General features: G+C 73.2%; 20 protein-coding genes. 18 read left to right on the top strand and 2 right to left on the bottom strand.

What is annotated here, in order from left to right:
* Positions 1-5 precede the first annotated feature (5 nt).
* Together flgK and ABDB74_RS03725 are read right to left on the bottom strand one after the other, a co-directional pair.
* Entirely contained in the window at positions 6-1,406 is a 1,401-nt protein-coding gene (gene flgK / locus ABDB74_RS03730) for a flagellar hook-associated protein FlgK (protein WP_346621859.1), read from the bottom strand.
* A 1-nt stretch (position 1,407) separates the two neighbouring features.
* Positions 1,408-1,920, bottom strand: a complete 513-nt coding sequence (locus ABDB74_RS03725) for a flagellar protein FlgN (protein ID WP_346621858.1) — start codon at positions 1,918-1,920, stop codon at positions 1,408-1,410.
* A gap of 238 nt (positions 1,921-2,158) precedes the next feature.
* Here ABDB74_RS03725 and ABDB74_RS03720 point away from each other — a divergent pair, with 238 nt between their 5' ends.
* The 18 genes from ABDB74_RS03720 (at position 2,159) to ABDB74_RS03635 (ending at position 18,329) form a co-directional block, all read left to right on the top strand.
* On the top strand, positions 2,159-3,055 hold the full coding sequence (locus tag ABDB74_RS03720; RefSeq protein ID WP_346621857.1) for a sigma-70 family RNA polymerase sigma factor: 897 nt from the start codon (positions 2,159-2,161) through the stop codon (positions 3,053-3,055).
* A 130-nt stretch (positions 3,056-3,185) separates the two neighbouring features.
* On the top strand, positions 3,186-4,019 hold the full coding sequence (locus ABDB74_RS03715) for a flagellin (protein ID WP_346621856.1): 834 nt from the start codon (positions 3,186-3,188) through the stop codon (positions 4,017-4,019).
* Positions 4,020-4,145: 126 nt separating this feature from the next.
* A complete protein-coding gene (fliD, locus tag ABDB74_RS03710; RefSeq protein WP_346621855.1) occupies positions 4,146-5,498 on the top strand; it encodes a flagellar filament capping protein FliD in 1,353 nt (450 codons plus the stop codon).
* 48 nt (positions 5,499-5,546) lie between these two features.
* Positions 5,547-5,933 (top strand): flagellar export chaperone FliS, encoded by a 387-nt coding sequence (fliS, locus tag ABDB74_RS03705; RefSeq protein WP_346621854.1) that lies wholly within the window; start codon positions 5,547-5,549, stop codon positions 5,931-5,933.
* Positions 5,930-6,358: a hypothetical protein gene (locus ABDB74_RS03700; RefSeq protein WP_346621852.1), complete on the top strand. Its 429-nt coding sequence runs from the start codon at positions 5,930-5,932 to the stop codon at positions 6,356-6,358. The genes fliS and ABDB74_RS03700 overlap by 4 nt, the downstream gene beginning before the upstream one ends.
* A 144-nt stretch (positions 6,359-6,502) precedes the next feature.
* The gene (locus ABDB74_RS03695; protein ID WP_346621851.1) at positions 6,503-7,594 is read left to right on the top strand and encodes a glycosyltransferase; all 1,092 of its coding nucleotides are present in this window, start codon (positions 6,503-6,505) and stop codon (positions 7,592-7,594) included.
* 352 nt (positions 7,595-7,946) lie between these two features.
* Positions 7,947-8,294, top strand: coding sequence for a flagellar basal body rod protein FlgB (gene flgB / locus ABDB74_RS03690; RefSeq protein WP_346621849.1), 348 nt, complete (start codon positions 7,947-7,949; stop codon positions 8,292-8,294).
* Between the two features lie 3 nt (positions 8,295-8,297).
* The gene (flgC, locus tag ABDB74_RS03685; RefSeq protein ID WP_346621847.1) at positions 8,298-8,702 is read left to right on the top strand and encodes a flagellar basal body rod protein FlgC; all 405 of its coding nucleotides are present in this window, start codon (positions 8,298-8,300) and stop codon (positions 8,700-8,702) included.
* Positions 8,702-9,016, top strand: coding sequence for a flagellar hook-basal body complex protein FliE (locus ABDB74_RS03680; protein ID WP_346621846.1), 315 nt, complete (start codon positions 8,702-8,704; stop codon positions 9,014-9,016). Before flgC ends, ABDB74_RS03680 begins: the two co-directional genes overlap by 1 nt.
* Positions 9,016-10,611 (top strand): flagellar basal-body MS-ring/collar protein FliF, encoded by a 1,596-nt coding sequence (gene fliF, locus ABDB74_RS03675; protein WP_346621845.1) that lies wholly within the window; start codon positions 9,016-9,018, stop codon positions 10,609-10,611. The genes ABDB74_RS03680 and fliF overlap by 1 nt, the downstream gene beginning before the upstream one ends.
* Positions 10,608-11,672 (top strand): flagellar motor switch protein FliG, encoded by a 1,065-nt coding sequence (gene fliG, locus ABDB74_RS03670; RefSeq protein WP_346621844.1) that lies wholly within the window; start codon positions 10,608-10,610, stop codon positions 11,670-11,672. Before fliF ends, fliG begins: the two co-directional genes overlap by 4 nt.
* A complete protein-coding gene (locus ABDB74_RS03665) occupies positions 11,665-12,519 on the top strand; it encodes a FliH/SctL family protein (protein ID WP_346621842.1) in 855 nt (284 codons plus the stop codon). The genes fliG and ABDB74_RS03665 overlap by 8 nt, the downstream gene beginning before the upstream one ends.
* Entirely contained in the window at positions 12,516-13,826 is a 1,311-nt protein-coding gene (locus tag ABDB74_RS03660) for a FliI/YscN family ATPase (RefSeq protein ID WP_346621840.1), read from the top strand. Before ABDB74_RS03665 ends, ABDB74_RS03660 begins: the two co-directional genes overlap by 4 nt.
* On the top strand, positions 13,823-14,278 hold the full coding sequence (locus ABDB74_RS03655; RefSeq protein WP_346621839.1) for a flagellar FliJ family protein: 456 nt from the start codon (positions 13,823-13,825) through the stop codon (positions 14,276-14,278). The genes ABDB74_RS03660 and ABDB74_RS03655 overlap by 4 nt, the downstream gene beginning before the upstream one ends.
* Positions 14,266-15,216: a transglycosylase SLT domain-containing protein gene (locus tag ABDB74_RS03650; protein ID WP_346621838.1), complete on the top strand. Its 951-nt coding sequence runs from the start codon at positions 14,266-14,268 to the stop codon at positions 15,214-15,216. Before ABDB74_RS03655 ends, ABDB74_RS03650 begins: the two co-directional genes overlap by 13 nt.
* Complete coding sequence (locus ABDB74_RS03645; RefSeq protein ID WP_346621837.1) at positions 15,213-16,595, top strand: flagellar hook-length control protein FliK; 1,383 nt, start codon at positions 15,213-15,215, stop codon at positions 16,593-16,595. Before ABDB74_RS03650 ends, ABDB74_RS03645 begins: the two co-directional genes overlap by 4 nt.
* An 18-nt stretch (positions 16,596-16,613) precedes the next feature.
* Positions 16,614-17,036, top strand: coding sequence for a flagellar hook capping FlgD N-terminal domain-containing protein (locus tag ABDB74_RS03640; RefSeq protein WP_346621835.1), 423 nt, complete (start codon positions 16,614-16,616; stop codon positions 17,034-17,036).
* Positions 17,037-17,087: 51 nt separating this feature from the next.
* Positions 17,088-18,329 carry a flagellar hook protein FlgE gene (locus ABDB74_RS03635; protein ID WP_346621834.1) on the top strand — a complete coding sequence of 414 codons (1,242 nt, stop codon included), beginning with the start codon at positions 17,088-17,090 and terminating at the stop codon, positions 18,327-18,329.
* Positions 18,330-18,478: the final 149 nt, after the last annotated feature.

Below are 18,478 nucleotides of genomic sequence, written 5' to 3'. Positions count from 1 at the left end.
TCAGATCACAGCCCCACGCGGCCGGTGCGGTTGATCAGGACGTCGAGCATCTCGTCGATCGCCGTGACCAGCCGGCTCGCGGCCGAGTACGCGTGCTGGAAGGACAGCATGTTGGTCATCTCCTCGTCGAGGTTGACCCCGGCCACGGACTCCCGGGCGGCGTCCACCTGCCCGGTGATGACCGACTGGATGCCGAGGTTGCGCTGCGAGACCGCCGACTGGACACCCAGCTCGACGATCATCTTGCGGTAGGCCGCGTCCGGCGAGGCCACGCCGTTGCCCAGCTGGGCCAGCTTGTCGGCGTTGCCCCGGTCGAGGTTCGGCGTGCCGGGGCCGATGGACGACGCCGCGATCTTCCGCGGGTCGGTGAGGGACACGGTGATGGACGACGCCGTCACCGGCCCGCCCGAGGAGCCGATCAGCGCGCCGCCCTGCAGGCCGTCGAGGTCGTAGCCGTCGGCGTGCGCCGTGTTCAGCGCCGTGGCGAGCGCCGACGCGACGGCGTCCAGCTCGGTCCGGTAGGTGGGGAGGATCGAGTTCAGCGTGTGCAGCTGTCCCCCGGCGGTGCCCCCGACGGTGACCGTGAGCCCCCCGTCGGCGGTCACGACGCGCGGCGGGTCACCGGCGGCGCCGGTGGGGTCGATCGTGCCCTGGACCGCGAGCTTCGACGCGGTCCCGCCGGAGACGAGCGTGACGCTGCCGACGAGCACGTCGACGACGCCACCGTCCCGCGGCCGCACCGACACCCCCACCTGGTCGGCGAGCTTCATGACGAGCAGGTCGCGCTGGTCGGTGAGGTCGTTGGCCGGCAGCCCGCTCTGCGAAGCGCGCAGGATCGCGGTGTTCAGGCGGGCCACCGTCTCGGCCGCCGCGTTGACATCGTCCACGAGGACGCTCAGGTTCTCGCGGGTCTGCTGCCACTGCCCGTCCAGCTGCGCACTGCTGAAGTGCAGGCCGCCGACGAGCGTCTCGAGCCGCTTGAGCACCTGCCCGCGCGCGGCGGGGTCCTCCGGCTTGTTGGCCACGTCCTGCCAGCCGCGCCACATGTCGGCCATGAGGTTCTGCAGGCCGGTGGTCCCGGGCTCGCGGAACGCCTGCTCGACCAGCTGGTAGGCGTCGGTCTCGGCGGTCAGCTGCGCGCTGTTGGCGTGCTCGGTGTGCCCGCGGCCCTCGAGGAAGGCGTCGCGGATCCGCGCCACCTGGTCGGCGTTGACGCCGCCACCGATGCCGCTGCCCGTGGAGTAGAACGCCGGGACGGCGCTCCCCCCGATGGCCCGCATGTCCACCCGCTGGCGGGAGTACCCGTCCGTGTTGACGTTCGAGATGTTCTGACCGGTGACGTCGAGCGCCCGGCGCTGCGCCCAGAGCGACGTGGTCGCCGTGTTCAGGAGGCTGAAGGTGCTCACGTCAGAGTGCTCCGTCCAGGGTGACCGCGCGGTGGGTGGCGTCGGTGTGCCGCCCCTTCGCGCCGTACGTGCCGGCCGAGGGGACGTGCGTCTGCCTGAGCGCGTCCCCGATCGCGGCCAGGCCGCCCTCGATGAGCTCCTTGTTGGCGTCCGACAGGCTGCGCAGGTCGGTGATCAGCACCAGCAGCGCCTCGTGGTGCTTGGCGAGCAGGTCGCCCCACGGAGCGGGGGCCGCGTCGGCCACCTGCCGCAGGGAGGGGTTGGTCTCCAGCCCCAGCGTGGCCGCGATCACCTCGGTGGCCGCCGACCGCTCCACCTCGAGGGTGCGCAGCTGGTCGAGCACGACCTCGATCTCGTGGGCGATGCGCGCCAGCCAGCGGGTCTTGCCGGTGAGGATCAGGTACTGCTTCTCCTCGGCCTTGAAGAGCAGCAGGTCCAGGAGCTCCTGCTCGCGCCACAGCATCGTCGACAGGTGCTGGTAGTCCACTCCGTCCACCGCCTTCCGTCGTCTCACTCGTGCTCGCTCGCGGTCGCCCCGGACTCGCCGGGGACGACCGCCGTCGGAGCTGGCATCGGCACCCGTTCGGAGCGGGTTGAGCCGAAGCACCGAACTGGCACTCAAGTCCGGGAGGATTTGTGCCGACGGGTGGTGCCGATCCCGGTACCGGCCGCCGAGAGATACGGACGTGACCCGAGTCCGTTCCCTCACGACCGAGCGCCCCCTCCGTGAGCGGTCCGCGCACGACCGGCCGTTGCGTGAGCGCCCCCAGAACGGCCGGGTCCCGCACCCGGTCAAGGGGCGATCCCCCCAGGAGGTCGACGCGCTGGTGACCGAGCACCTCCCCCTGGCGGCGTTCGCCGTCAACGCCGTCGCCTCCCGCATCTCGCTGCCCGGCCACGTCAGCCGCGAGGACCTGCTGTCCTGCGCCCACGTGGCCCTGGTCGAGGTGGCGCGCCGGTTCGACCCGGACGCGGGCGCCTCCTTCGCCACCTACGCCCTGGCCCGCCTGCAGGGCGCGGTCCTCGACGAACTGCGCTCCGGGGACTGGGCCAGCCGGTCGGTGCGCGCCGCGGCCCGTCGGACCGACGCCGCCACCGACGCGCTCACCATCAGCCTCGGCCGGCCGCCCACACGCGAGGAGCTCGCGCAGAGCCTGGGCGTCGCGCGCAGCGAGCTCGACCACCTGCAGGTCGACGTCCACCGGGCCGTCATGGTCAGCATCGACGCCGAGACCGGCCCCGACGGGACGACGCTCGACCTGCCCGACACCGGAGAGTCCCCCGAGCGCGCGGTCCTGCGGGGCGAACGCGCCCGCTACCTGCACGACGCGATCCGCGCGTTGCCCGACCGGCTCGACGAGGTCGTGGAACGCAATTTCTTCGGTGATGAATCACTGACGGACATCGCCGAGGACCTGGGGGTGACCCTGTCACGGGTCTCGCAGATGCGGGCGCGGGCCCTGACCCTCCTGCACGCGGCCATGAGCGAGGTGTGGGAGGGCCGGGCCGTCGCACCGGACGGTGGCGTCCGTGCGCGCAACCAGCAGCTGTCGTATGTCGCCCGGGTGGCCGCCCGCAACGGGGCGCCGGTCCCACAGCAGCGCACCGCCTGGTCGACCGCGCCCGACAGCGCCGCCAGGACCGCCTGATCACCCGTTCGGAAAGAAGTTCGGCGCTCGGCTCAAGGGGTCCCGCTCCGCAGCCGAAGACCTTTCATGTACGGCCCGCAGCACGGATGCAGCGGGAAGACCAGTACGACCCCGTCCAAGGAGGAACATCATGGGTCTGCGCATCAACCAGAACATCGCTGCTCTCAACGCTCACCGGAACCTGTCGATCACCGACAACCAGATGAGCAAGTCGCTCGAGAAGCTGTCCTCCGGCTTCCGGATCAACCGCGCCGCCGACGACGCGGCCGGTCTGGCGATCTCCGAGGGCCTGCGCTCGCAGGTCGGTGGCCTCAAGGTCGCCGTCCGCAACTCGCAGGACGGCGTCTCCGTCGTGCAGACGGCGGAAGGTGCCCTCACCGAGGTGCACTCGATCCTGCAGCGCGTCCGCGACCTGACCGTCCAGGCGGGTAACAGCGGCGTCGTCGACGACAAGGCCCGCGGCTACATCGCGAAGGAGGTCACCGAGCTCGCCGGCGCGCTGACCGACATCGCTGGCCGGACCGACTTCAACGGCACCAAGCTCCTGAACGGCAGCGCATCCAGCCTGTCGTTCCAGACCGGTGCCAACGGCGGCGAGACGATGACCGTCGAGCTGAGCAACGTCACCACGGTCGCCACGGCGGTCACCGGCGTGGCCACGAACATGTCGGCCTCCGGCACCTACAGCGCCACGGCCGACCTGACCACGCTCGACGCCCAGATCAAGACGGTCTCGGAGTCCCGCGCCAGCCTCGGTGCGAAGCAGAACCGCTTCGAGAGCACCATCAACTCGCTCAACGTCTCGATCGAGAACCTGAGCGCGTCGGAGAGCCGGGTCCGTGACGCCGACATGGCGCAGGAGATGGTCGGGTTCACCCGCGCCCAGATCCTGTCCCAGGCCGGCACCGCGATGCTCGCGCAGGCCAACCAGGCCTCGCAGGGCGTCCTCTCGCTGCTCCGCTGATCCACGATCAGCTGAACAGCTGAGGCCGCAGACCCTCAGCAGCACCCCGGGTGAGGGGGGAGGCCCTCGTGCCTCCCCCCTCGCTCGCTTGGGCCCCCGATCCCCACCGACCCAGGAGCCAGTGACATGACGATGAGCATCAACACCGGCCTGGTGTCCGGGATCGACACCGGCACGATGATCACCCAGCTCCTGCAGCTGGAGGCGCGGCAGCAGAACTCGCTCAAGACGCGGCTGTCCGCCACCCAGGTCGCCGCCAGCGCCTACCGCACCGTCAACAGTGCGCTCGCGGCCCTGACCACCAGCGCCGAGTCGCTCGCGAAGCCGGAGTCGTTCGCCAGCACGAAGGCGACCAGCACCGCCGCCTCGGTCGGCGTCACCACCGCCTCCTACGCCACCCCGGGCTCGCTCACCTTCACCGTCGCCCAGGTCGCGACCACGGCTTCCAGCGTGAGCACCGGCCGGTGGTCGAGCACGACCACCGCCGCCGGCCTGAGCAGCATGGACATCCGCAGCGCGGACGGCGCCACCAGCAAGGGCACGGTGACGCTCGACGGCACCGAGTCGCTCGAGCAGGTCGCGGCGAAGATCAACGCCGACACCGCCCTGGGCCTGAAGGCCTCCGCGGTGCAGGTCGCCCCCGGCGAGTTCGCCCTCCAGATCAGCGCCGGCACCTCCGGCGCGGCCGCCGGCTTCTCCATCGCCGGCACCGAGTTCACCGCCACCAGCGTCGGCCAGGACGCCGAGCTGAAGGTCGGCGAGGACACCGCCACCACGACGGCCTACACGATCCGCTCGGCCACCAACACGTTCGAGGGCGTCCTGCCGGGGGCGACGCTCACCGTGTCCAAGGTGGAGCCCACGCCGGTCACCGTCACCGTCGCCACGGACCCCGCCGCCGTCGCCGACAAGGTCTCCGCGCTCGTCGACGCGGTGAACAACGCGCTGTCGACGATCAAGACCTACTCGGACAACACCCCCGGCAGCAAGGCGGCGCTGCGCGGCGAGTACGCGGTGACCTCCATCGCCGGCCAGCTGCTGCAGGCGGTCTCCGAGGCGGTCGGCGCGGACGGCTCACCGGCCCAGGTCGGGTTCCAGACCACCCGCGACGGCCGGATCACCTTCGACAAGGAGAAGTTCACCGCCGCCCTCACGGCGACGCCGGAGCTGGCCCAGCGCATCGTGACCGGAACCGGGGTGGAGGGGGAGCCCGACTTCGTCCCCGGCCTGGCCGCGCGGGTCCGCGACGTCAGCAAGGCCGCCTCGGACGCCACGACCGGCACGCTCAGCTCCCTGGCCACGGGCCAGGACAGCCTCGCGCGCGACATCCAGGACCGGATCGCCGACTGGGACCTGCGGCTGGCCGCGCGCAAGGTCGCCCTCACCCGCCAGTTCACCGCCATGGAAACCGCGCTGAGCTCCCTGACCAACCAGTCCAACTGGCTGGCCGGTCAGCTCGGCTCGCTGCCGTCGGCCTGACGTCCCCCGCCCGACCCGCTCGACTCTTCGCTTCAGGAGCCCTTCCCGATGAGTGCTGCTTCGCTCCGCGCCCGCTACCTCGGCGACGCCGTCGCCACCGCCTCGCCGCAGCAGGTGCTGGTGATGCTCTACGACCGGCTCGCCCTCGATCTCGAGCGGGCGCAGGTGGCGGTCGCGGAGGGGAACCGCCCCCGGGCGAACGAGGAGCTCCAGCACGCCCAGGCGATCATCCTGGAGCTGCTGTCCAGCCTGCAGGTCGACGTGTGGGAGGGCGGCCCCCGCCTGGCCGCCCTCTACAACTGGCTGATGAGCGAGCTCGTCCAGGCCAACCTGAAGTTCGACACCAACCGGATCAGCTCCTGCCGTGCAGTCGTCGAGCCGCTGCGCGACGCATGGCGGCAGGCCGCCGCGTCCTTGGCCGGCGTTCCGTCATGACCGTGAGCCCTGTCGGCGGTTCGGCCGCGGCGGGCTTCGGCCAGAGTCCGTACACGCCGGCCACCCAGCCGAACGCGTCCGGCAGTTCGACCTCCGGCGGCCGGCGTCAGCCCACTGACTGGCACATCGCCCTCGCCGAGCTCGAGGGCGATGTGCTCGAGGCGCAGGAGAGCCTCGCCCGGGGCAGGGCCGAGGAGATCGCCGCCTGGGGGCGGCGCGCCTCCGACTGGGTGCCCCCCACCGGTCTCGGCCCGGTGCCCGTGGACCTGCGCGAGCGCGCCGCCCGGCTGCTCCAGCACCAACTCGCCGTCGCCGAGGCCCTGGTCGAGCGGATCACCCGCTCCCAGAAGCAGCGCGACGTCGCCGCCCGCATGTCCTACGGCGACGAGCGCCCCCCGGCCTCGTTCATCGACCAGGCGCTCTGACCGCGACCTCCGCCGGAGAAATGCAGTCCTGACGGAACCCTTCCGGGGCCGGACTGCCGATGACAGAGGAGCGCGCACCGGCCCCGATGCCGGGGCGGCGTCCCGCGCCCCACCGGCAGCAGGCATTCACAGAAGGGCTCTCCCATGCGCGTCTTCCTCACCCATGCGATCGCGACCGGCTCCACGTACTACCGCATCGAGGAGCCGGCCCGCGCCGTCCAGGCCGCAGGGCTCGGCGTCGAGGTCGCCGTCTCCCGCGGGATCGGCACCACCATGCGGTCGGTGACCGAGGGCGCTCCGATGGAGGTCGTCGACGTCGACGCCCAGGGCGCGGACGTCGTCGTCCTCCAGCTGCCGAAGACCGCCGAGATGATGCAGACCCAGCGGATCCTGCAGGCGCAGGGCGTCGCGGTCGTCGTGGAGATGGACGACCTGCTGTCCGCCGTCCCGTACGGCCACATGGGGCACGACGCCCTGGTGCGGGCCGGCAGCAGCGAGTTCGCGGCCCAGGCCGCCCGCGAGGCCGATCTGGTGACCACGTCGACGCCCGCGCTGCTGAAGGAGTACGCCCGCCACGGCCGCGGTGTGGTGATCGAGAACGCCGTCCCGCGCCGCACCGCCGAGCTGCCGCCGGCCTACGAGCGCACCCCGGACACCGTGACCATCGGCTGGGCCGGCAGCGTGCCGAGCCACCCGTACGACCTGCAGGAGATGGGCTCCGGCCTCCAGCAGGCGCTGGACCGGACCCGCGGGCAGAGCCGACTGGTGATCCTCGGGCAGAAGTGGGACGTGAAGGACCGCCTGGGGCTGCCGGACGAGCCGGAGGAGGTGCCCTGGGTGATGGACGTGGACGGGTACGCGGCGCGGATGGGCGAGCTGTTCGACATCGGCATCGCTCCCCTCCGGGTCGACCGGTTCAACACGAGCAAGAGCTGGCTCAAGCCTCTGGAGTACTCCGCACGGGGCGTCTACAGCGTGCGCGCCCGGACCGAGGAGTACGAGCGGCTCGGGCTGGGGATGCCCGCGCGGTCCCCGAAGGACTGGGCGAAGTGGCTCACGCTCGGCGTGAAGGACGCCGACCGACGGCGCGAGGTCGCCGCTGCGGCCCGCGAGCACGTCCTGGCCCACCACCTGACCGAGCACACCGCCGAGCGCTGGGTCGCCGCCTGGCGGACCGCCCGCGACAACCGCACCCGCGCCCTCGGCGGCGGGCGTCTGGCCACAGCCGCACGCTGACGCCTCCATCCGATCGAACGCCCCGTCGCCGGTTCCCGGCGGCGGGGCGTTCGTGCACTCCCGAGGTGGGTTTGGCCACCCGCCGGCACGGCAGGTGCCGACTCCCCCGCCCCGGTCGGCCGGGACGCGACGAGCTCCCCACTGGTCACATCCGTCACCGTCACCCCTCCCGGTCGCTGTGGTCCCTCGTGTGGCGGAACGGGGTCAGCCGGTTCCGCCCGGCTGCCGATGAAGCACGTGCACGGAGAGCACCACTTTCGCCACGGATCGGCGACCCAGCACTCGTTCGCGGGTGTCGTCCGCATACCCGGAGGTCGATCGTGTCCTGCTCCACCCGCCGGCGAGCCGCCCGATGATCGGCGACGTCGGCACGCCGGTCCTGAAGGCCGCGCTCGCCGGGCTCGCGCAGCGGCAGCGCGTCACCGCAGACAACATCGCGAACGTCAACACCCCCGGCTTCCTGGCCGGGCGGACGGACTTCGAGACGTCGCTGCGCGGGGCTGTCCGCAGCGGAACGACCCCAGTGATCTCCGGCGGTACCACCGCGCGCTCGCTCGAGCCGACCAACACCAACGGCAACAACGTCAACCTCGACGCGGAGACGGTCATCGCCACCGAGACGGGGCTGCGCTACCAACTGGCGCTCACCGCGCTCGACGGTAAGTACAACTCGATCCGCACGGCCCTGAGGACGTCCTAGACCATGAGCATGTTTCAGGCCCTGAGCATCTCGCAGTCCGGGCTGATGACGCACCGGAAGTGGCTCGACGCCGCCGCCGACAACATCGCCAACATCAACACGGTGCGGCGCACCGACGAGGACGCCTTCCAGGCGCGGCTCGTCGTGGCCCAGGCCGTGGACTACGGAACCGGCGAGGGCGGCGTGCGCGTGGCCCGCGCGGAGTTCGGCGACCCCGAGGGCCGCCTGGTCTACGAGCCCACGCACCCGCTGGCCGACGCCGACGGCTACGTCAAGTACCCCGACATCGACCTCGGCGACCAGATGACCTCCATGATGATGGCGCAGCGCGGCTACCAGGCGAACCTCGCCGTCGTCGAGCGGGCGACCAACGCCTACCAGGCCGCGCTGCAGCTCGGGAAGCGCTGATGACTCTCCCGCTCAGCGGCATTCCGCCGGTCGGCATCGGCGCGGCCTCCGGCGTCGCCGGCAGCCTCCGCGGCACCGTCGCGACCGAGGCGACCGACGGCTTCGCCGCCGTCCTGGCCTCCACCTTCGACAAGCTCCAGGCCACCCAGTCGGTGACCGCGGAGCTGGGCGTGCAGGCCGCCACCGGTGACCTGAAGGACGTGCACGACTACATGATCGCCAGCGCTGAGTCCGGCGTGGCGACCGAGATGGTCGTGACGATCAAGAACCAGGCCGTCGCGGCCTTCACCGAGATCATGAGGATGCAGATCTGATGAATCCGGCCGTCGCCGGGACGCTGGAGCGTGCCCGCTCCACGTTCGACACGATCAGCCTGGGGCAGAAGGTCGTCATCGGCCTGATGCTCGCCGGGCTGACGCTCGGCGGTTTCGTCTTCTACAGCTGGATCACCACGCCGACCCAGGCGCCGCTGTTCTCCAACCTGGCGGCCAGTGACGCGTCGGCGATCGTCGACGAGCTCGACGCGGCCGGGGTGTCCTACGAGCTGTCCGACGGCGGCGGCACGATCCTGGTGGCCAAGGACGCGGTCTACGACCTGCGCCTGGACATGAGCGGCAAGGGCCTGCCCGCCGGCAAGGACACCGGCTACGCGCTGCTCGACGAGCAGGGCATCACCACCAGCGAGTTCCAGCAGCAGGTCACCTACCAGCGGGCGCTGGAGGGCGAGCTGGCGAACACCCTGGAGTCGCTCGCCGGCGTCAACTCCGCCGTCGTGCACGTCGCCCTGCCCGAGGACGAGGTCTTCGTCAGCGAGAAGGCCCAGCCGACGGCGTCGGTGCTGCTCGACCTGGCGCCCGGCACCGCGCTGTCCGGTGAGCAGATCCTGGCGGTGACCAACCTGGTCTCCTCCAGCATCCGTGACATGTCGCCCGACCAGGTCACCGTCGCGGACGCCAGCGGCCGGGTGCTCTCCTCCCCCGGGCAGGGCGTGAGCGCCGCGGCCGGCGACGCCCGCTCGCAGGTCGAGCAGGAGTACGAGGACCGGCTGGCCACCAAGGCGCAGGCGATGCTGGACCAGGTCCTCGGCCCGAACCGCTCCGTCGTGTCGGTGCGCGCGGAGGTCGACCTCGCGAAGCGCAACACCACCTCGGAGACCTACGACTTCGACGAGGGCACGCCGCCGCTCTCCGAGCAGCACACGACCGAGACGTACGAGGGCGGAGGCGCCCCGGTCGGCGGCATCCTCGGCCCGGAGAACATGCCCGACGCGGCGGAGAACGCCGGCGCGGGGGAATCGAACTACGAGAAGGACTCCTGGACGGCCAACAACGCCGTCGGGAAGACCGTCGAGGTGGTCGAGGGCGCCCCCGGCGACCTCAAGCGGCTGACCGTCTCCGTCGTCATGGACGACGCCGTCGCCGGCAACCTCAACCAGCAGCAGATGACGAACCTCATGACCAACGCCGTGGGCCTGGACCCGGCGCGCGGGGACGACATCGCCATCGCCGCCATGCCGTTCGACGACGCCGCCGCCGAGAACGCCGCCGCCGCGATGGAGGCCGCCCGCGAGGCCGAGGCCGCCGAGCAGATGTGGTCGATGATCCGCACCGGCGGGATCGCCGCGGGCATCGCGCTGGTCGTCCTCATCGTCTGGCTGCGCTCGCGCCGCCGCGAGGAGGAGATCGAGGACGACTACGAGCCGCTCGAGCTCGACGCGGACATGCTGGCCGAGCTGGACCGGCTGCGGGTGGCCAGCACCCGCCAGGAGGTCGCGCCCGACAACGCCGCCCTCGAGCTCGAGGCGGTGGAACGGGCCAGGGTCCGAGGGGAGATCTCCACGATGGTCAGCGAGCGTCCCGACGAGGTCGCGGCCATGCTGCGCGGCTGGCTGAGCGAGACGAAGCCATGACCCTCGCGAGCATCCCCATCGCACCCGGCACGGTCGTCGCGCCCCCGCGGCCACCGCGGCCCGAACTGCCGGGCCTGCGCAAGGCGGCGGTCTTCCTCGCCCAGATGAGCAAGGAGGAGGCCGGCGTCCTGCTGGCCCAGCTGCGCCCCCGCGAGGTCGAGGCGCTCACCCGCGAGCTGATGAAGCTGGGCTCGGTGGAGCTCGACGACGTCGACGGCGTCATGCGCGAGTTCCACGGCCTGATGACCGCGCAGCAGTTCGTCGGCCGCGGCGGCGTCGAGTTCGCCCGCGAGATCCTGGCCGCGGGCCTGGGCCAGGACAAGGCCGAGAACATCCTGTCCCGGCTCAACGTCGTCTACACCGAGGTGCCGTTCGCCTCGCTGCGCAACGCCGACGTCCGCCAGCTGGTCACCTTCCTCAAGGACGAGCACCCGCAGGTCATCGCGCTCGTCCTGGCCCACCTCACCGCGGCCCAGTCGGCCGAGGTGCTCTCCGGTTTCGTGCCCGAGCAGCAGGCGGAGGTCGCGCACCGGATCGCCACCATGGACCGGACCTCGCCGGAGATGGTGCGTCTGGTCGAGGAGGAGCTCGGCCGCCGGATGGGCTCGATCCTGGCCCACCAGGACATGACCACCGTCGGTGGTGTCGAGACCCTCGTCGAGATCATCAACCGCTCGCCGCGGCCGACCGAGCGCTCCATCCTGGAGTGGCTGGACAACACCGACCCGGAGCTGGCCGACCAGGTCCGTTCGCAGATGTTCGTCTTCGAGGACATCGTCACCATCGACGACCGGTCGCTGCAGCTGGTGCTGCGCGAGGTGGAGGCCAACGACCTCGCCACCGCACTCAAGGGCGTGCGGCCCGACGTCCAGGACAAGATCAAGCGGAACCTCTCCGAGCGGGCCGCCGAGAACCTCTCCGAGGAGATCGAGCTGCTCGGCCCGGTGCGCACCCGCACGGTCGAGGAGGCCCAGGCCAAGGTCGTGGCGGTCATCCGCACCCTCGAGGAGCAGGGTGTGCTGACCATCTCGCGCGGCGGCGAGGACGACTTCGTTGCCTGACACCGGCCACCGTCCACCGCGTGAGGGTGCCGTCCTGCGCGGTAGCTCGGCCGCGCAGGCCCGCCCGTACCGGGAGGTCCTGGCCGACGGCGGTGTCGGCACGGTCGTGCCGGCGGCCCGGTCCGCCGCCGCACCGGCCGCCCCGCTCCCGGTCGCGGCGCCGGTCGCTGCCTCCTCCCCCGCCGTCCCGTGGCGGCCGTCACCGGTCGAGCGGCGGACCACCGTCCGCCGCGCGGAGGACCAGCCGGTCGCCGGGAGCAGGCCGTCGTTCCGGCTCGGCGACGTCTACGCCGAGGAGCTGGCCCGGCTCCGGGCCCAGGCGCACGCCGAGGGCTTCGCCGCCGGTCACGCCGAGGGCCTGACCGAGGCCGGGTCGGTCGTCGCGGAGGCCGAGCGGGCCGCGCAGGAGCGGCTCGCCGAGGTTCAGGCACGCTGGGAGCGCCGCCTGGTGTCGGCGACCGCCGCTCTCGGCGCGGCGAGCCGGGCGCTGGACGAGTCGGTCCGCCCGGTCGCCGACGACATCCGCGAGTCGATCGTCGGGACCGTGCTCACGCTGGTCGAGGACGTGCTCGGCCGCGAGCTGGCCATCGCCTCCGACCCGGTCATGGACGCGGTCCGCCGGGCACTCGCCTTCTGCCCCGCCGACGCGCCCGTCGTCGTCCGGCTGCACCCCGACGACCTGGCCGAGGTGCCCGCCGAGGCGCTCGCCGAGCTCCCCGACGGCGTCCGCGTCGTACCCGACCCGGCCGTGGAGCGGGCCGGCGCCGTCGCCGAGTCCGGGCCCCGCCGGATCGACGCCCAGCTGAGCGCGGCGCTCGAGCGGGTGCAGGCGGTGCTCCGGTCATGACCGTTCCTCCCGGACTGCTCGAGCGCGCTCGCCTGGCCGCCCGTCCCCAGGTCACCGGTATCGTGACCGGCGCGATGGGCCTGACCCTGGGCGTCGACGGCGTCACCGCTGCCGTGGGCGACCTCGTCGAGGTCGACCCGGCCGGCCAGCAGCTGCTGGCCGAGGTCGTCGCCGTCGGCCGCGACCGGCTCACCTGCATGCCGCTGGGTGGGCTGTCCGGCGTCCACGCCGGCGCCCCGGTGCGGGCCACCGGCCGCCCGCTGCAGGTCCCCGTGGGCGAGGCGCTGCTGGGGCGGGTCCTCGACGGGCTCGGCCGCCCGGTCGACGGCGGCCCCCCGCTGGCCAGCCGGGTGTCCTGGGTCGACCTGGAGACGCAGACACCGCACGCGCTCTCCCGCACCCGCGTGGAGGAGCCGCTCACCTTCGGCGTCCGGGCGCTCGACACCCTCGTCCCCTGCGGCAAGGGGCAGCGCCTGGGGATCTTCGCCGGCTCCGGCGTCGGCAAGTCCAGCCTGCTCGCCCAGATCACCCGCGGCACCGACGCCGACGTCCGCGTCATCGGGCTCATCGGCGAGCGTGGCCGCGAGGTCCGCGAGTTCATCGAGGAGAACCTCGGCCCGGAGGGCATGGCCCGCACGGTCGTCGTCGTCGCCACCTCCGACGAGCCGCCGCTCGTGCGGCTGAAGGCCGCCTTCGTCGCCACCCGCATCGCCGAGGCGTTCCGGGACGAGGGCCGGGACGTCCTGCTCCTGATGGACTCGATCACCCGCACCGCCATGGCGCAGCGCGAGGTCGGGCTCTCCGCCGGGGAGCCCCCGGCCACCCGCGGCTACCCGCCGAGCGTCTTCGCGATGATGCCGCAGCTGCTCGAGAAGGCCGGCACGGGCGCGACCGGATCCATCACCGGCCTCTACACCGTGCTCGTCGAGGGCGACGACCACAACGAGCCCATCGCCGACACCGCCCGCTCGATCCTCGACGGGCACGTCGTGCTCACCCGCAAGCTCGCCACCACCGGGCACTTCCCGGCCATCGACGTGCTCGAGTCCATCTCCCGCGTCGCCGGTGCGGTCGTCCCGCCGGCGCAGATGGCCGACGCCCGGGAGATCCGCCGGCTCATGGGTGCGCTGCGCGACGTCCGGGAGCTGATCGAGATCGGCGCGTACCAGGCCGGCAGCGATCCGCTCGTCGACCGCGCCCGCCAGCTCGCCCCGAGCATCGACGCGTTCCTGCAGCAGCCGCTCGGGGAGTCGACTCCCCCGGCCGAGGCGTGGTCCTGGCTGCAGCAGATCGTGAGCAGCGCATGAAGCGCGCCGCCTTCCGGCTCCAGCCGGTGCTCGAGCTGCGGCGTACGCAGGAGCGGACGGCGGCGGCCGCCGCCGCGGCCGCCGCCGGCGCCGCCGAAGACGCCGACCGGCGGGCCACCGAGTACGAGACCGCGCTGACCGGCGCGGTGCTGCCGCGCTCGCTGCCCGCCGGCTCGTTCGTCGCCGCCATGGTCCTGCTGCGGACCGCCGCCACCGACGCCGCCGATGCGCGGTCGATGGCGACCGCGTCCGCGGAGCAGGCCGAGGCGGTCCGCGCCGAGTGGACCGCCGCGGCGCAGCGGACCAAGGCCCTGGAGCGGCTCGCCGAGCGGCACCGCCAGGCCCAGCAGCGCGCCGCCGACCTGGCGGAGGAACGCGCGGCCGACGACCTCGTCACCGGCCGCGCCGGACGCACCACCGACGGCGGGAGGGGGCCGGCATGGACGGAGTGACCGCGATCCAGACCCGGATCAGCGAGATCCAGGCCCGGTTCCGGCCGACCGCGAGCGCGGCGTCGTCCGCGGCCTGGGCGTCGGCCGCCGGCGCCGCGGGCCTGACCGGCACCTCCGCGGTGAGCACCTGGTCGGCCGGCGGGGGCACCGCGTCGGAGAGCGCCGTCGTCTCCGAGGCCCAGAAGTACCTCGGGGTCCCCTACCTGTGGGGTGGCACCGACCCCGCCAAGGGCCTGGACTGCTCCGGCTTCACCAAGCTGGTGCTGGGCAACCTCGGCGTCGAGCTCCCGCGCACCTCCTCCCAGCAGGTGACCACCGGCAAGGCCGTCGCCTCGCTCGATTCCGCGCGCCCGGGCGACCTGGTCTTCTTCGACTACTCCTCGAACCGGCCCGGGGTCGACCACGTGGGCATCTACATCGGCGGCGGCAAGATGATCGACTCGCCGAAGCCCGGGGGCACCGTGGGCATCCGCGACGTCGGCACCCCGACCGCCATCCGGCGGGTTCTCCCCGAGGCCACCGCTGCCTCGCCGGCGGCCACCGCGGGCACCGCCCTCGCCGGGGTGCCCTACGCCGACCTGTTCACCCGCGCGGGCAGCCGGCACGGCGTCGACCCCTCGCTGCTGGCCGCCGTCGCCAAGCAGGAGTCGAACTTCAACTCCTCCGCCGTCTCGCCGGCGGGCGCACAGGGGCTCATGCAGTTCATGCCCGCCACCGCCCGCGGCCTTGGCGTGAACCCGCTCGATCCCGGCTCGGCCGTCGACGGTGCCGCGAAGTACCTCAGCACCCTCGCCGAGCAGTTCGGTTCCACCGAGCTCGCCCTGGCCGCCTACAACGCCGGCCCCGGCACGGTGCGCCGCTACGGGGGCGTTCCGCCCTTTCCCGAGACCCAGCACTACGTCCGCTCCGTGATGAGCAAGGCGGAGGCCTACCGATGACATCCCCCCTCAGCGTCGCCGCCCCGGCCGCCCGGCCCGCGGCCGCCGCGACCTCCTCGCCGGCCCGCTCCGCCGACAGCACGGGCCCGTTCGCCTCGGCCCTGGACGGCGCGCTCGCCGACGGGCGGAGCCCCGTCCGCGACGCCACCCACGGCCGCGACGGTCAGCAGGCCTCCGGGGACGCCGCGGCCGGCGGGGAGAGCGAGGTCACCGGGGAGACCGCGCCCGCCGCTGCGGTCGACGCCGCCGCCGCGGGCGTGGCGGCGGCGCTGTGGGCCCTGGCGCTCGGAGGCGCCGCGACGACGACCGCAGGGGCCGACGAGGCCACGGCGACCGACGGTCCGCCCGGCGATGCCGCCGGCACGGTCGCCGCTGCCGCCCGGTCGCTGACCGGGGTGACGCTCCTTCCCGGCGTGCCCACCGGCGTCCCCCTCATCGGCTCGGCCGAAGCGACCGGTCAGCCGGCGGCGTCCCCGGCGGGCGCGCCGGTCCCGGCCGTGGCGGGCGCGCCGGTCCCGGCCATGGCGGGCGCGCCGGTCCCGGTCGCGGCGGGCGCGCCGGTCCCGGCGGCCGTCGGGCCGGCAGCCCAGCCCGGCACCGGAGCAACCGTCGCCACGGTGGCCGGCACGGTGCCGGCCACCGGCACCGCCGGGCTCGCTCCCGCCGGCGCCGCAGCGGGCACGGACGCGCCCGCCGTCCCCACCGCACCGGCGGCCCCGGCCTCCGGTGACGGCGGCGCGGCGCCGGACAGCTCGTCCGGCGGGGACCCCGGTGCCGGGCTGCCCCGGTCCGCCGCGGGGGCCGCCGTCGACGACGTGCCCGTCGCCCCGGCGGGTACCGGCGCCTTCCCTGCCCCGGCCACGAGCCCCGCCCCGGCCACCGCCGCGGTGACCCCGTCCGACGCCGCCACCGGCAGCGGAGCCGCGCAGCCGGTCTCCGGCCAGGTGGCGCGCCAGGTCGCCGCGCTCAGCAGCTCCGGCAGCGGCTCGCACACCATGACCCTCGTCCTCACCCCCGACAACCTGGGCCCGGTCGAGGTGCAGGTCACCGTCGCGCAGGGCAGCCTCGACGTGCACCTGCGCGGCGCCCACGAGCTGGGCCGGGCCGCTCTCCTCGATGCCCTTCCCGAGCTGCGCCGTGACCTGGAGGCCGCCGGCCTCGGGCCGTCCCGGGTGGAGGTGGACGCCGACGCAGGCGGGTCCTGGCTGGCCAGGCACGCGGCCGAGCAGCAGGCCCAGCAGGGCTGGGGCCAGCGAGGTGCGCCGCAGAACCAGGCGGGCGAACGGTCACTCTCCGGGGGTCGGCCTGCCGATAGCGAAGAGGGGCCCACACCGCCCACCCACCGATCCACGTCGTCCGGCGTGGACGTGCTCGTCTGAGAAGGAGGCCGACCACCGATGCCGGACGCAGTGAGTGGCACCGTCGCCGGCGGGCCCACGTACTCCGCCTCGACCGCCGTGGACCGCGGCGACCAGATGGGGAAGGACACCTTCCTCAAGCTGCTCGTGGCCCAGATGAAGTACCAGGACCCGAGCAACCCGGCCGACACCAATCAGCTCATGGCGCAGACGGCCACCTTCAGCCAGGTGGAGAAGCTGGAGGAGATCGCCTCGCAGAACGCCTCGATGCTGGCGCTGCAGCGCTCGAGCAGCGCCGGCGCCATGGTCGGCCAGACCGTGACCTACACGGACTCGACCGGCGCCGCGCAGACGGGCGTCGTCAGCTCGGTCCGCCTGGGCACCGGCAAGGCCGAGGCCGTGGCCACCGTCGGTGGTGTCGCCGTGCCGCTCGGCCGGATCACCGACGTCGGCGCCCGCTGACCGACGCGCACCCGCGCCCCTACCCGAGCTCCCACCCGGAGGAGACCCCCGATGCTCCGTTCCATGTTCTCCGCCATCTCCGGTCTGCGTGCCCACCAGACCAAGATGGACGTCACCGGCAACAACATCGCCAACGTCAACACCGTCGGCTTCAAGAGCAGCGCCACGGTCTTCCAGGACACGCTGTCCCAGGTCGTGCGCGCCGGCGGCGCCCCGGCCGAGGACCGCGGCGGCACGAACCCGGCCCAGATCGGGCTCGGCGTCAAGCTCGCCGCCGTCACCACGAACTGGACGAACGGGGCCGCCCAGTCGACCGGCCGCTCCACCGATTTCATGATCGAGGGCGACGGCTTCTTCGTGACCACCGGGCCCGGCGGGGAACAGCTGTACACCCGGGCCGGCTCGTTCGACTTCGACGCCAACGGCCGGCTGGTGACCCCGGACGGCAGCATCCTGCAGGGCTGGGTGGCCGACGCCAACGGCGCCATCAACCCGAACGGCCCGATCGGCAACCTCACCGTGCCCTACGGCCAGATCGTCAACCCGCGCGCCACCGGGACCGGCACGTTGCAGGGCAACCTCAACGCCGCCGCCCCGATCGGGTCGTTCGTGCAGACCCCGACCACGATGTACGACGCGCAGGGCGTCGCCCAGTCGGTCACCTACACGTTCAGCAAGACGGCCGCGGACACCTGGAGCCTGACCGTCCAGAACAACGGCGGCGCGGCCCTCCCGCTGACCAACGCCGACGGCACCGCGTTCGACGGCACGGTCACCTTCGACACGGCGGGCAGGATGACCGCTCCGACCGGCGGGATCAGCTTCGCCCCCGGCGCCGCCGGCTGGCCCGGCCCGGTCGCCGTCGACCTCGGGACGATCAGCCAGTTCGCCGGCTCGAGCGAGGTGACGGCCCCCGAGCAGAACGGCTACGCGCTGGGCTCGCTGCAGTCGTTCCAGCTCTCCAACGACGGCACGATCACCGGCATCTACTCCAACGGGCTACGCCAGCCGCTGGGGCAGCTCGCGATGGCCGCCTTCAACAACCCCAGCGGGCTGGAGAAGGCCGGCAACTCGGCCTTCCGCGTCGGCGACAACTCCGGTGTGGCGATGATCGGCATCGCCGGGGCCGGCGGCCGGGGCAATCTGGTCTCCGGAGCCCTGGAGATGTCCAACGTCGACCTCTCCGAGGAGTTCACCAGCCTGATCGTCGCCCAGCGCGGCTTCCAGGCGAACAGCAGGGTGATCAGCGCATCCGACGAGATCCTCCAGGACCTGGTGAACCTCAAGCGCTGATGACGGCTCTCCCTCCCCCGTCACCGGTGAGTTCGGTGGCGGGCCCCTGGAGGTAGGCCACCGGCGGACGGCCCGGTCACCCGCAGGGTGACCGGGCCGTCCGTCTCAGCCCCCCGGCCAGCGCGTTCGGCTCAAGGAACCGGCGGCCG

The sequence above is a fragment of the Blastococcus sp. HT6-4 genome, from assembly GCF_039679125.1.
Classification (GTDB): Bacteria; Actinomycetota; Actinomycetes; order Mycobacteriales; family Geodermatophilaceae; genus Blastococcus; species Blastococcus montanus.
The sequence above is the reverse complement of the archived record's forward strand: the minus strand, read 5'-3'. Positions and strand labels throughout refer to the sequence as shown.